A 13,833-nucleotide genomic window follows, 5' to 3' on the forward strand; every position below is an offset into this window, starting at 1 on the left:
AAACCGCGCCCTTTTCAGGGAAGATAAGTAGAGAGGGTTTATACTCTCCTGATGCGATCCTAATGAACCAATAGACTAAGCAACCTTATGAATTCAGTCCTCGCCCCTGAGCAGAACTCAACCAGTCAAACCCCCTTATCTCCTGTGCAGCAGAGCCGCCCTGTTTTCCCCTTTACTGCTATTGTGGGACAGGAAGAGATGAAACTCGCCCTACTGCTCAATGTGATTGACCCGAAAATTGGGGGAGTGATGATTATGGGCGATCGCGGTACAGGTAAATCTACCACTATCCGTGCTTTGGCCGATTTATTACCCGAAATCGAAATCGTCGCTGATGACCCCTTTAATAGTGACCCCCACGATCAAGAACTGATGAGTGATGAAGTCAGAGAACGGGCGACCCTCCAAGAAAACCTCCCTATTACTCGCCGCAAAGTAATGATGGTGGATCTACCCCTGGGAGCAACTGAAGACCGGGTATGTGGAACCATTGATATTGAAAAAGCACTCTCGGAAGGGGTGAAAGCCTTTGAACCGGGACTCCTGGCTAAGGCGAACCGAGGGATTTTATATGTAGATGAGGTTAACCTTCTTGATGACCATTTAGTCGATGTCTTACTCGACTCTGCCGCCAGTGGCTGGAATACGGTAGAGCGGGAAGGGATTTCCATTCGCCACCCAGCCCGGTTTGTGCTAGTCGGTTCTGGAAACCCAGAAGAAGGGGAACTCAGACCCCAATTATTAGACCGGTTTGGAATGCACGCCGAAATTCGCACGGTTAAAGAGCCGGATCTACGGGTGAAAATTGTCGAAGAGCGCTCTGCATTTGACAGTCATCCCCAGGAGTTTTTACAACGCTCTCAAACCGAGCAAGAAGCGCTGCAACAAAGATTGGTACAAGCTAGAGAACGCCTATCTTCTGTCAACATTGATTATGAATTGCGGGTGCAAATTTCCCAAGTCTGTTCAGAATTAGATGTGGATGGTTTACGGGGCGATATTGTCACCAACCGCGCAGCTAAAGCGTTGGCAGCATTTGAAGGACGCACAGAGGTTACTCTAGAGGATATTCAACAAGTGGTTACCCTCTGCTTGCGCCACCGTCTGCGGAAAGACCCCCTAGAATCGATTGATTCTGGCTATAAGGTGCAAAAGGTCTTTTGCCGGGTGTTTGGTTTAGCTGAACCGGAAGCATAAAAGGTTGTAGGGGCGAACAATTGTTCGCCCCATCTCCCCACAGCCTATTCTCGGTCTTCAACCCAACTCGATCTCCAGGCATGTTCGGCTTGGGCGATCGCATATTCTTTTTGTTTGCGCTGATAGTCTTGTCCCTTCGAGTACAAGCGATCTTGTAAATGACGCAGTTGCTTGCGGTAGCTTGTTACCTTAGCATCACTAAACTCGATATCCAATAGGCGCAGGTTAATCAGCATGATTTTCAGAGGCAGAGAAAAGGGTAAAAGGGCGATCGGATCGCGATCGTCATCTTCATCCTCATCGTTATCTTCATCCTCATCTGGATCGTAGTCTCCCTTCTGTAAGCCAATAATTACTGGAGGAATTGAGTCTTCATATTGCTTGAGTAAGCGTTCTGGCAATTCAATCTGGCCTTTCAACTCTCCTTTTCTTCTAGGAGTGAGAAAGTTTTCTGCCTCAATCACTAGATTTAAAATATTCGGTAAACTGGGAGCGAGGGACTCTTGAGTGCCCATGGCCTGTTTAGCCACTTCTATCAAAGGTTCAGGTATATTTTCGGTAAAAATATTGGCTTTTCTCAAGAGCTGATTCACTTCATGGGAGAAGTGCTCTAATCGCTTGAAGATCTGTTTTTCTATATTTTGTTGCCATTGAGCTAAGGCTTCTGGATTCTTGATTAAGGGGTATTCTTCCTCTGATTCCACTACCTTTGAGTCTAAGGAGGGTTCGTTACGCTCTTCTGGGTTCTCATCCTCCTCGTCCTCCTTGTCCTCCTCATTCTCCTCTTCTGCTTCTTCTGAGGGCAGAGCCAGAGGGGTTTCTAGAGGGCGGCTGACTATTCCCTGAATTTCCGCTTCTGCTTGTTGGGCTAAACGTTTAACCCTTTCCTGTAACTTCTGTCTTCCGGTTAACGAGAGTTCCAAAAACTCGTGAGGATATCCTTGGGTACAAATCTGATAACTGGCTACAATTAACTGTTGGCGTACCGCTTGCCCTAAGTATTGGGTATAGTGACCATAGGCTTGATAAAATTCTTCTGCTAAAGAGGCGATCGCACTTTCCAACTCCTCGATCTCTCGTTCGATTCGCTGTAGGGGTCTAGCCATAATTTTATATTTACTCTAGGATTTTCTATCAATTCCACCTGGAGATAGCAAAGGAGCGTAAACTCTACGCCCCTTATCTAAGCCAGCAAACTTCCACTAGCTCACGGGGTAGGGAGGCCGTTTGCCCCCCTAGCATCCCTTATTTACCACTGGCTTGAGCAGCTACTTCTTCAGCAAAGTTGCTCTCTTCCTTCTCAATGCCTTCACCCAAAACAAAGCGAGCGAAGCGACGCACCTGAATATTTTCACCTAACTGGGCGATCGTCTCAGTCACCAATTCACCAACCGTCTTGGCTTGGTCTTTAACATAAGCTTGATCCAGTAAGGTTAACTCTTTCAGGCGTTTTTCAATCCGTCCAGCAACGATTTTTTCCTTGATGTTATCGGGTTTCTTGGCTAAATCATCCCGTTCCATCTCAATCGCTTTTTCTTTCTCGACGATCTGCGCCGGAATTTGGTCTATGCTGACATACTCAACATTCGGACACGCGGCGATTTGCATCGCAATATTTCGCACCAGGGTTTGGAAAGCTTCCCCACGAGCCACAAAATCGGTTTCGCAGTTGACTTCTACCAAAACTCCAATTCGACCACCCGTATGGATGTAGCTATCCACTAAACCCTCTGCTGCAACACGAGAGGACTTTTTCCCAGCCGAAGCAATCCCTTTTTTCCGCAGCCATTCTGAGGCTTTTTCCAGGTCGCCATCGTTTTCTGTGAGCGCTTTTTTGCAATCCATCATGCCAGCGCCCGTTTTTTCCCGTAGCTCTTTAACCAGTTTTGCTGAAATTTCTGCCATGTTAATTCAGATTTTTGATTACACCAAAGTGCTTACGCACGGCTGCTTACTCTTTCTTGACATCCTCACCGGGTTGAAGACCCGGTGATTCCTTCTTTATGTCTGCGAAGCGGAAACCTCACCTGAGTGAGAACTACCCTCCGCAGGAGGCTTTAGGTTTCTGCGAAGAGTGCAACTGCCTCCACCCACTGACGAGTTTATGGTCTTACAGAAAGCTCCACAGACTATCCCCGCAAGTTTTGCGGTTTTTATGGGTCATTCTTCAACAAAAAAACTTTGTTGTTAGTTGATTCAAGGGTTGGATTGCCCATTACCCCATCCTCTTTTCCCGATTTACCGCAGCTCTGTGCGCCACTGGTTAAAACCAGATGTCGTCACGTAAAGGCTGTCTGTTACGTCTGCATCGCGGGTGGGTCATTGACCACTTCATATTATATTGTAAAGCCGTGCTAGAAGGACGGGCTTTCCCACCCAAACTTTTGAAGATTCGGCCATGATAGGCTATCAAGGCGATCTCTAGCTTTCGTTACTCTCCTCCTCCTCTTCTTCTCCATCCTCATCAAAGTCTTCATCATCGAAGTCTTCTTCAGCATCTGGATAATCCGTATCCTCTTGGTCATCTACATAAACTTCGCCATGATGACCTTCATAAATGGCATCTGCCAGTTTACCCACAATTAGCTTAATCGAGCGAATCGCATCATCGTTGGCGGGAATCGGATAATCAACTGGATCGGGATTGCAGTTCGTATCTAGAAGGGCTACAATCGGGATATTGAGTTTAATGCACTCCTGAACAGCGTTATACTCGCGCCGTTGGTCAATCACTACTACGATATCGGGCACTTTACGCATCGTTTTAATGCCGCCGAGATATTTTTGTAGTTTACCCATTTCCCGACGTAATACGGACGCTTCTTTTTTCGGGCGCAAATCCAACGCACCACTATTTTCGAGGCGTTCGAGTTCTTTTAAGCGTTCTACCCGGTTTTTAATGGTTGCCCAGTTGGTGAGCATTCCACCTAACCAGCGCTGATTAATATAGTATGCACCACAGCGAGAGGCTTCTTGGGCAATAATTCCGGCTGCTTGCCGTTTGGTTCCCACAAACAAAACTTTTCTGCCTTGTTCAGACATGGTACGCATGTACCGATAGGCTTCTTCGATTTTCTGGGCGGTTTGTACCAGATCGATGATGTGTACCCCGTTGCGCGAAGTGTAGATGTACTGGGACATCTTGGGATTCCAGCGACGGGTTTGGTGTCCGAAATGAACTCCAGATTCTAATAACTGAGCGAGTGAAACAACGGGCATAGGGTTTAATTCTCCTTTCGGGTTTATCCTCCATCTAGGTGGATTGATTTCCATATAGGAAACACCCGAACCTCCTAGATGTGCGTGTTTAGACAACCTTACTATTAAACCACAGTTTAGGGGAATTCGCCACCCATTTCCGAAGTCGGACGGTTGCCTTTCGAGCTACTGCTGCTATATTGCCATTCCTGAAGTACCGCGCGACATTGAAGACAGGTCAAATCTTGGTAAAGCTGATGGAGACCTTCGGAAGTATGGGGATAGACAGCGCCGAGGCGATCGCGCTCTACTGTAATCTTGGGATCGATCTGAGCCACACATCCATACAATTTCTGATTAGAAAAGGAACTATTAATCAGCCATCCTTGTTCATTGAGTAACTGAATCTGCAAAATATCCCCTTCTCCAATCCCCAATTCACGATCGAGAATATGGGGAACAACCTCCAAGGGCTTTCCTTCGTTTGGCACCCGTCCCCCAGGAAAATCCAACGTGATGCCCTGCACGCCGGGACGATACTGGGGCACAGGCAAGATGACGCGATCGCCTTGAATTGTCACAATCACCACGGAATCAGCTTTTTCGACTCGCCAATAGTCCAACACTTGACCCTGATGATCCTCAAGCTGCTCTCCAATCAAGGTCATCCACTGAGAAGAAATTCTGACTAATGGTTTAAGGAGTTTCCAGGTTTGATCCGATTGAAGTTGCTGCATCAAGTCTATTAGATTTAATGATTCATCGATATAACTTAGAGCCAAGATATAACTTAGAACAAAATGAGCTTAGTGGTGCAGAAAACTCCTGAAAAACCAATATGCTCAACTGGAATTCTCCAAGGTACATTTCCACGGTCAAACCATTGACCGTGGACAACACCGTTCTCTGCACTCCTAAGGGGTTTTGAATCAGAACTTGTGTGCGTGCAGTACCTCCATCACATCACAGAGGTAGGCAATGCCCGAATAATCGTCGAAAAACTTTGCTGCGACCTCATCGGAAATCTTCACAGCCATATCCCGATTAGGAGTGAGTACCTCAAACTTGATATTCGTGAAGTCGTCGCCAACGCTAGGTTTTCCCGGCGAGCGCACACCGCGACTGCCTTTACCGCCAGCTTCCACTACTGTATAACCGGTAGCTCCGGCTTCATCAATGATCTTGGCGATCTTTTTGAGCAGCAATTTTTCCGTGACGATGACGAGCTTACTAGCTTGCTGAGTCATATTTATTACCTCTTGATATATGTGGTCAATTAAATACAGAGAAACTCAGGAAAACGGAAGCACAACAAGCTATTGCACTGATTAGAGCCAACAAAAAGAATGTCATTGGGTTCCTATCAGATTGCGTAATAGTGCGCTTGCCATAGTAAGCACGGTAACATTATGCTAATCGATCAGTCAAGAGGAAGCGCACCCCAGAAAAACTTATGATTTGAATTAGACATTGCGTTTCAAATTCATGGTGGAGAATGCACAAATTTGTACAGTTTTAGGATAGACTAATAATACATAAAATTCAAATCTTGATAGATTAGAATCTATGGAAGCAGGTGGAAAATCGCTATCATCTTCCAATCGTGTTCAGAGAGGATCCTTCTCTGAATACCCCGTCAACAGGTTCTTCTATAACACCTGTGCTGTAGGGGTGAAGCTCCCCTACTTTATTAAGCTCACTTATCATAATTATCACCTCTCGTAGAGGAGGTGGAAGGAGGTATTCATGGATTTCTTATCCAATTTCTTTACGCTCTTCCTGGGGAAATTGCAGTCCCCGACACTCGGCTTTCTGATTGGTGGTATGGTCGTTGCGGCCGTCAATAGCCGATTGCAAATTCCAGATGCAATCTATAAGTTCATTGTATTTATGCTGCTCATCAAAGTGGGTCTGAGTGGCGGTATTGCTATCCGTAATGCCAATCTGTTGGAGATGCTGTTACCCGCATTTTTCGCCGTGATCCTAGGGATTCTTATCGTGTTTATCGGGCGCTATACCTTGGCCAACCTGCCAAACGTCAAAGTTGTGGATGGTATTGCGACTGCGGGCCTGTTCGGTGCGGTAAGTGGCTCTACCCTCGCAGCCGGCCTGACAATCATGGAATCGGAAGGCATGACATACGAACCCTGGGCCGCTGCTCTCTATCCTTTTATGGACATCCCAGCGCTCGTAACGGCGATTGTCTTGGCGAGCATTTATGTTAGTAAGCAAAAGCAGCGTCGTGAAGCACAGGAGCAGCTCAGTAAGCAGCCGGTTGCCGCAGGGGAGTATTCCAGTAGCGAAGGCGGATATACCAGTGACCAAGGCATTATTGCAAGTGGATATCCTAAACAGGATGCCGGAAGCGATCGCGTCAAGATCTGGCCCATTGTTCAGGAAAGTCTTCAGGGTTCTGCCCTATCCGCACTGCTGCTTGGCCTCGCTCTAGGTTTGTTCACCCGGCCGGAAAGGGTCTATGAGAGCTTCTTCGATCCCGGCTTTCGCGGCCTGCTTTCGATACTAATGCTGGTCATGGGGATGGAAGCCACGGCAAGGATCGGTGAACTACGCAAGGTGGGCCAATGGTACGCCCTATATGCCTTTATCGCACCGCTCCTCCATGGATTTATCGCCTTCGGTCTCGGCATGATTGCCCATGCCATCACAGGATTCAGCCTTGGCGGCGTTGTTCTACTGGCTGTCATTGCTGCCTCTAGTTCAGATATCTCAGGGCCGCCCACGTTACGAGCTGGTATCCCGTCAGCTAATCCCTCCGCCTACATCGGTTCCTCCACAGCCGTTGGTACGCCAGTTGCCCTTGCTTTGGGAATACCGCTCTTCATCGGGCTAGCTCAAGCGCTGGGTGGCTGAATCCCAGACGGGTCGGGTCTGCCGGCGCTCCTGTCCGGCGACCAACATGCTGGCTATGGCGATGATTCGGAATCTAGACCGCTTCCCCGCCCTTTACCCTTTACCTTTGAGTACTATGGAACCCTTATCATCAAACCCTTCTCCTCGCTGGTGCAGTTGGTTTAATGGAGACCGCATCGTTCGTTTTCTAGAACTCGTGCAGGACTTAATTGTGATTTCGGTGTGCATTGGTTTGTTTAGCTTCATGGTGATGCAGTTACGAGAGATGTTTCTGTCGCTGTTGCCACCTTTGAACTTTCCTCGGGTTACTGCCGATATTTTGTTCTTGCTCATTCTGGTGGAATTGTTTCGATTGCTGATTATTTATTTAAAGGAGCATCGAATTTCGATTGGAGTCGCAGTGGAGGTCTCGATTGTATCGGTACTGCGGGAAATCATTGTTCGAGGCATTTTGGAAACTCCGTGGGTGCAGGTTATGGCGGCCTGTTCTTTTCTCATCGTGCTGGGAGGTTTATTAGTGGTCCGTGCTTGGATTCCACCTACTTTTGATGGCATTGACCCAGAGCAGAATGTGTCCCGCCGTCACCGGATACGCTTTGGTCAAACATTGACAGAAAGAGACAGCAAAATAGATGCTCAATCGTTTCAACCCTAAAATAGGGCAGTCCTGATGCTACTTGCATCTATCCTGTGGTACTGCCATCAAGAGTTAAGAGTTCGTTCTTACTTGATTCACCTCATCGATCGCAAACTACAACCATTATGTCCGGGTCAATGACTTCTTCGCTGGTGTCAATGTCCCTCTGGCACAAAATACGGCTACCTAAAAAGCCGGGGTAATACCCCGGCTTTTTAGTTCGATCTATTGGATTTTTTAGGGTACTATGTACAAAGTCTTAATAAATTATTATTAAATACATAGATTCCAATAATATGTATTGTGATAGATAAGTTTAAGACTTTTTAGCTGTATATTGATATACAGTTTTTACCCCTAATCAAAACTCGTTCAACAATGAAAGTCTTTAACAGGATCAATTTTAATAACCTACAGGGGGATATCTTTGGGGGGCTAACCGCCACGGTCATTGCCCTCCCGATGGCTCTCGCCTTCGGGGTCGCCTCTGGTGCAGGGGCCCAAGCTGGACTCTATGGTGCAGTTTTGGTCGGCTTGTTTGCGGCCATATTTGGGGGAACGCCTACCCTCATTTCTGAACCCACCGGGCCGATGACGGTAATTATGACCGCTGTGATTGCCAGCTTGGTTGGTGAATATGGTCCAGAACAAGGTCTGGGCATGGCCTTTACTGTGGTGATGATGGCTGGGGTATTTCAGATTCTCTTTGGAGTCCTGAAGTTGGGTAAGTATGTGACTCTGATGCCTTACACGGTAATTTCTGGGTTCATGTCTGGGATTGGTTTAATCATGATCATCCTGCAACTGGGGCCCTTCTTAGGTCAGGCAAGTCCCAAAGGCGGTGTGGTTGGAACCATAACCTCCCTACCTGATTTATTAGCTAATATTCAACCCACAGAATTAGGTTTAGCTGCACTCACTGTAGCGATTCTCTTCTTAACACCTTCAAAAATTAAGCGCAAAGTCCCCCCCCAATTGATTGCTTTAGTTGTGGGAACGATTGTCTCGGTTACTCTCTTCGGAGGCACAGACTTAAGGCGGATTGGTGAAATTCCGAGCGGTTTACCTAGCTTGCAATTCCCTGTTGTCACGTTTGAAGCTCTGAGAACGATGGTGGTTGATGCTCTGGTTTTAGGGATGCTCGGATGTATTGATGCCCTGTTAACTTCTGTGGTGGCTGATAGTTTAACCCGTACCCAACATGATTCTAATAAGGAATTAATTGGTCAAGGTTTGGGGAATATCATGTCCGGTTTATTCGGAGGAATTGCCGGTGCTGGGGCAACCATGGGAACGGTGATCAATATTCAAACTGGAGGACGTACTGCTCTCTCTGGCATAGTTCGTGCAGTTGCTTTACTCTGTGTTGTTCTGTTTGCTGGCGGATTAACCCAAAATATTCCCTTGGCAGTGTTGGCAGGGATTGCCTTGAAAGTGGGGATTGATATTATTGACTGGGGCTTCCTGAAACAAGCTCATAAGGTTTCGATGAAAGCAGCCCTGATTATGTATGGGGTGATCGGATTAACGGTATTTGTAGATTTGATTACAGCCGTTGGTGTTGGGGTCTTTATTGCTAATATCTTGACGATTGACCGGTTAAGCGAACTTCAATCGAATGATGTGAAGACGATTACGGATGCTGATGATGCCATTTTGCTCAATGATGAAGAGAAAGAATTGCTCGATCGCGGAAACAACCGGGTACTGCTGTTCCATTTAAGTGGGCCCATGATTTTCGGGGTGGCTAAGGCGATTTCCCGCGAGCATACGGCGATGGAAGACCATGATATCCTGATTGTTGATTTGACGGATGTGCCGGTAATGGGAGTTACATCTTCTTTGGCGATTCAAAATGCGATTCAAGATGCTCTGGATGAAGGCCGTCAAGTGATGATTGTTGGTGCTTCGGGTAAGGTGAAACGGCGGTTAGAAAAGTTGGGTGTATTAGCTGCATTGCCTCCCAATCACTTGTTTGTAGACCGTACAGAAGCTTTACGTCAGGCGATCGCCCTGCTGGAGTATCAACAATATGAGCCTGAAAGCAATGGTGCTGCTAGTGTTCCCTCTTCTACTGATTTATCTCACTCTTCAATGAATAATTGAATTCAATTTCTCTGTTGGTCGATTAACCTGGCATTTACTTCGGTAATGCCAGGTTTTTCTATGGGCGATCGAGCTTCACGGCGGTTGAAGGAAAGGGAAAACTGGTTTTCCCTATTGCCTATTGCCGTATTTATAGCGCTATGTTTTATGGTTAGGACATTTCTAAATCCTATAAGTCTTTCACAGTCTACTGTTGCCTGCTGCCTGTTGCCTAGCGCGTAGCGCTATAAAGGCTACTTTCAATGACCTGGCGATATTGGCTTTTTTGTTTCACTCCTTTGAGTTCTTGTAATAACTCCTTATCCTTAAACACTTGTACGGTGGGAGTCCCAGTAATACCAGCATTTTCAGCAATGTCTTGATCGGCTTCAATGTCAATTTGCACATAATGAATTTTGGAGTCAAATTCATCTATAACTTTGCTGAGAATCGGTTTTAGGGTATGGCAGGGGCCGCAGGTGGGAGAGGTGTACATTACCAGTAAGGGGCGATCGCTTTCATGGAATAATTTCCGTAGGGCATAGCCTCCCTTATGGCGTGTTTCTTCCAACTTAAATGTCTCTTGTGTATCAGTTTGGGTCGTCGCAGTCGCAGCAGTTTCCGATAACGTCTCTCCTTCTTCCTGCTTAAATTCCTGACCCAACCCTTTCGCTGATAACCACCGTTCGGCTAACATCGCTCCCATACAGCCCGTTCCAGCAGCCGTGATTGCTTGCCGGAATTCATGGTCTTGTACATCTCCAACCGCGTAAACCCCCTCCACGCTGGTTTGTACCTCATGTTCAGTGACCACATAGCCCACATCATCTAACTCTAATTGCCCTTGGAACAGTTGAGTATTGGGAGTATGGCCAATGGCATAGAATAACCCACCCGCAGGCAAATCTTTCTCCTCTCCCGTTTGCTTATTCTTAACTTTCACACCCCCAAATTTTGCCCCTTCTCCATAGACATCCACCGCTTCCGTATGCCAATGCACCGTAATTTTAGGGTGATCTAGTACCCGGTCTTGCATCGCCTTAGAAGCCCGCATTTCACCCCGTCGTACCAGTAGATGAACATGAGACCCATATTTGGTCAAATAGACGGCTTCCTCGGCTGCGGTATCTCCACCACCAATCACCACCAGTTCCACCCCCTTAAAAATTGGAGTCGCACCATCGCAAATAGCGCAAGCGGAAATGCCGTTACTCCAAAACTCCTGTTCGTGGGGAAGACTCAGCCGTTTTGCGGTTGCACCCGTAGCAATAACGATAGTATGAGTTTTGAACTCCCGTTCGTCAGAGCGTACCGTAAACGGCCGTTGACTTAAATCAACAGAAACTACATCTTCTGTATATAGTTCCGCTCCCCATCTAACTGCTTGTGCTTTCATTCGATCCATTAGTTGCGGCCCCGTAATACCATCAGGAAAACCAGGGAAATTCTCCACTTCTGTCGTGGTCATCAATTGTCCCCCAGGAATTCCCCCCATCTGATACCCTTCAAAAACCACGGGCTTGAGGTTCGCCCGACCCGCATAAATGGCAGCCGTAAACCCGGCTGGCCCGGAACCAATAATCACCAGATTCTCTACTGTAGAGTTGCTCATATTTATCTAAACTCATAACGACTACGCTTAGTATAGCGCATGAATAGGTTAAAAAGAACTAAAAATGTGAGTTGCAGTGGATAAACAGGTTAAACTTAATGAGAAAGACTCAGCAAGAAGAGATTAATATTATGAGTAATATTGATGAAATCCGGAATCAATTCAACTCTACACCTTATTATAATTGTCCTTTGGAAGATTCCCCTAAGAACAATAGGATTCAGCTCTACTGTCATAATATGGTGAATGCATTCTATCTTAGAGATCAACAAGTGATTAGCTCAGAAGGGAAAATTATTTTGGATGCAGGGTGCGGTAGTGGCTATAAATCGCTAATATTAGCCGAAGCCAATCCAGGGGCAAAAATTGTCGGCATTGATATGTCAGAGAAATCTGTAGAAATCGCACGAGAGCGTCTAAAACACCATGGATTTTATAATTCGGAATTTCATTGTATGCCCATAGAAAAAATCCCTAGTTTAGGGATTGAATTTGACTATGTCAATTGTGATGATGTCCTATATTTGGTTCCTGGTGTGACCCCTGTTCTAAAGGCGTTTAAGTCCGTTTTAAAGCTCGATGGTATTATTCGGGCCAATTTACATAGCTCTCTTCAGCGACAGGCATTTTTTAGGGGACAAAGAATTTGGGGGAAACTGGGTTTGATGGACGATGCTCCAGTAGAAGAAGATAATGAAATAGTTCGCTCAGTCATGCGGAATCTCAAGGATATTGTAGACCTAAAAAAAACCACCTGGCATGAGCCGCAGTCAGAGTCGATTGAGTGGCTTGGAGCAAATTATTTATTGCTTGGAGATACTGGATTTGAAATCCCTGACTTATTTGCGTTTCTTAGAGAAAGCAATTTAGAATTCATTAGTATGCTCAACTGGCCTTACTGGGATCTGTTGAAATTGTTTAAGAATTGGGATGAGCTGCCTATGAATCTAATGTTTCAATTGTCCGAGTTGTCCATAGAAGAGCAACTCCACCTTCATGAGTTATTCCACCCCAAACAACGGCTGCTCGATTTTTTCTGTGGCCATCCTCAAGGCGATTGCACCATCGTCCCTGTTGAGAAATGGACAGATGAGGATTGGCAGCAAGCGCAAGTCCACTTACATCCGCAACTGAGAACCGAAGATCTCAAAGAAGAAGCCATGACGGCAATCGCCGAAACCAGAAGTCTCAACTTCAATGATTACTTGTGCATCGATCCACTTTCCCCTTCCACAATCGAGAGTACGGCTCTAGGCACTCTGCTGCCTCTGTTCGATGCTCCTTGTTCGTTTCTACAACTTCTCCAGCGCTGGCAAACCCTCTACCCCATCAATCCAGTAACCTGGGAAGCAAATACCGAAACTGAAGCAACCCAACAGCTACAAGGTGTCCTCATCCCCCTCTATGAGTCGGGTCATTTGCTTCTAGAGTCCCAGGAATAACACCATTTCAGAAAAAAAATTCACGGGTGATATCAAACGAGTGTAAGGTGGGTAACCTACGAATATGGAGCTAGAAGCCAATACTTTGCACGCCCAAGGAGACCTAAAAAGTAATGAAAACTGAATTTCGGACTAAATTCCTGAGCCACCTGATCTCTAAAAAAGAAGATGAAGGATTTACCCTGATTGAGCTACTGGTTGTTATCATCATCATCGGTATTCTCTCAGCTATTGCTCTGCCTTCCTTCCTCAACCAAGCCAACAAAGCCAAACAATCAGAAGCTAAACAATACACCGGTTCCATGAACCGTCAGCAACAAGCCTACTTCTTGGAGAAAGATATCTTCACCACAACACTGACTAGCCTAGGTTTAGGGATTCAATCTGAAACTGAGAACTATCGATATGCAATCAGTGGTCCCACGTCTGGTCAGCCGATTAATCAAGATCCAGCGAAAGGTACGGGAGTAAATAACTACGGGTGGTCAGACAGTAATACTCTTAAGTCCTACCTGGGTTCAGTCCAAACGGGTGAAGGTGGTACCGCTGGTAACCTAGAAGCTACAACATTAGCAAAACTGTTTGAAAGTGACAGCGCTGGTGTTGCAGAAAACACATTGCCCTCTGCTAAGTGGAGTCAATCTACTGGTGTTAATGCAACTGGTCCTTATGCCCCTACCGATTGGACTGCATTTTAATCTGAAGCCGTTTTTTCGAGTAATACTATTTCTCTTTCAGCTTGCCATGGATCGACTATTGAGAGATAACTTCCTCTCAATTCTTGATTAAGC

Annotated in this window: 12 protein-coding genes; 6 read left to right on the forward strand and 6 right to left on the reverse strand. The window is 46.3% G+C overall.

Translation table 11 applies throughout. From position 1 onward, the window contains the following. Positions 1 to 87: 87 nt before the first annotated feature. Complete coding sequence (gene bchI, locus PN466_RS17675) at positions 88 to 1,197, forward strand: magnesium chelatase ATPase subunit I (RefSeq protein ID WP_271941725.1); 1,110 nt, start codon at positions 88 to 90, stop codon at positions 1,195 to 1,197. Between the two features lie 44 nt (positions 1,198 to 1,241). Here the strand turns inward: bchI and PN466_RS17680 are convergent, their stop codons facing one another. The 5 genes from PN466_RS17680 to PN466_RS17700 all read right to left on the reverse strand — a co-directional run bounded on the left by PN466_RS17680 (position 1,242) and on the right by PN466_RS17700 (position 5,642). Beyond that, a complete protein-coding gene (locus PN466_RS17680) occupies positions 1,242 to 2,303 on the reverse strand; it encodes a hypothetical protein (protein ID WP_271941729.1) in 1,062 nt (353 codons plus the stop codon). Between the two features lie 139 nt (positions 2,304 to 2,442). Next, positions 2,443 to 3,102, reverse strand: coding sequence for a translation elongation factor Ts (gene tsf / locus PN466_RS17685; RefSeq protein WP_271941732.1), 660 nt, complete (start codon positions 3,100 to 3,102; stop codon positions 2,443 to 2,445). 516 nt (positions 3,103 to 3,618) lie between these two features. Continuing rightward, positions 3,619 to 4,416 (reverse strand): 30S ribosomal protein S2, encoded by a 798-nt coding sequence (rpsB, locus tag PN466_RS17690; protein WP_271941735.1) that lies wholly within the window; start codon positions 4,414 to 4,416, stop codon positions 3,619 to 3,621. Positions 4,417 to 4,532: 116 nt separating this feature from the next. Further along, positions 4,533 to 5,132: an NUDIX hydrolase gene (locus PN466_RS17695; RefSeq protein ID WP_271941738.1), complete on the reverse strand. Its 600-nt coding sequence runs from the start codon at positions 5,130 to 5,132 to the stop codon at positions 4,533 to 4,535. A gap of 192 nt (positions 5,133 to 5,324) precedes the next feature. Next, positions 5,325 to 5,642: a P-II family nitrogen regulator gene (locus tag PN466_RS17700; RefSeq protein WP_271941739.1), complete on the reverse strand. Its 318-nt coding sequence runs from the start codon at positions 5,640 to 5,642 to the stop codon at positions 5,325 to 5,327. 499 nt (positions 5,643 to 6,141) lie between these two features. Between PN466_RS17700 and PN466_RS17705 the strand changes: the two genes are divergently transcribed. From PN466_RS17705 to bicA, 3 genes are all read left to right on the forward strand, one after another. Continuing rightward, a complete protein-coding gene (locus PN466_RS17705) occupies positions 6,142 to 7,266 on the forward strand; it encodes a sodium-dependent bicarbonate transport family permease (protein WP_271941742.1) in 1,125 nt (374 codons plus the stop codon). A 115-nt stretch (positions 7,267 to 7,381) separates the two neighbouring features. Next, entirely contained in the window at positions 7,382 to 7,921 is a 540-nt protein-coding gene (locus PN466_RS17710; RefSeq protein ID WP_278003134.1) for a phosphate-starvation-inducible PsiE family protein, read from the forward strand. A gap of 360 nt (positions 7,922 to 8,281) precedes the next feature. Continuing rightward, positions 8,282 to 10,009: a bicarbonate transporter BicA gene (bicA, locus tag PN466_RS17715; RefSeq protein WP_271941747.1), complete on the forward strand. Its 1,728-nt coding sequence runs from the start codon at positions 8,282 to 8,284 to the stop codon at positions 10,007 to 10,009. Positions 10,010 to 10,220: 211 nt separating this feature from the next. On the opposite strand, the gene trxB is transcribed toward bicA, so the two are convergent. Then, the gene (trxB, locus tag PN466_RS17720) at positions 10,221 to 11,600 is read right to left on the reverse strand and encodes a thioredoxin-disulfide reductase (protein WP_271941749.1); all 1,380 of its coding nucleotides are present in this window, start codon (positions 11,598 to 11,600) and stop codon (positions 10,221 to 10,223) included. 98 nt (positions 11,601 to 11,698) lie between these two features. Here trxB and PN466_RS17725 point away from each other — a divergent pair, with 98 nt between their 5' ends. Together PN466_RS17725 and PN466_RS17730 are read left to right on the forward strand one after the other, a co-directional pair. Further along, entirely contained in the window at positions 11,699 to 13,042 is a 1,344-nt protein-coding gene (locus PN466_RS17725) for a class I SAM-dependent methyltransferase (protein ID WP_271941752.1), read from the forward strand. A 113-nt stretch (positions 13,043 to 13,155) separates the two neighbouring features. Then, entirely contained in the window at positions 13,156 to 13,740 is a 585-nt protein-coding gene (locus tag PN466_RS17730; RefSeq protein WP_271941754.1) for a type IV pilin-like G/H family protein, read from the forward strand. The last annotated feature ends 93 nt before the right edge of the window (positions 13,741 to 13,833 follow it).

This window comes from Roseofilum reptotaenium CS-1145 (genome assembly GCF_028330985.1).
Taxonomy (GTDB): Bacteria; Cyanobacteriota; Cyanobacteriia; order Cyanobacteriales; family Desertifilaceae; genus Roseofilum; species Roseofilum reptotaenium.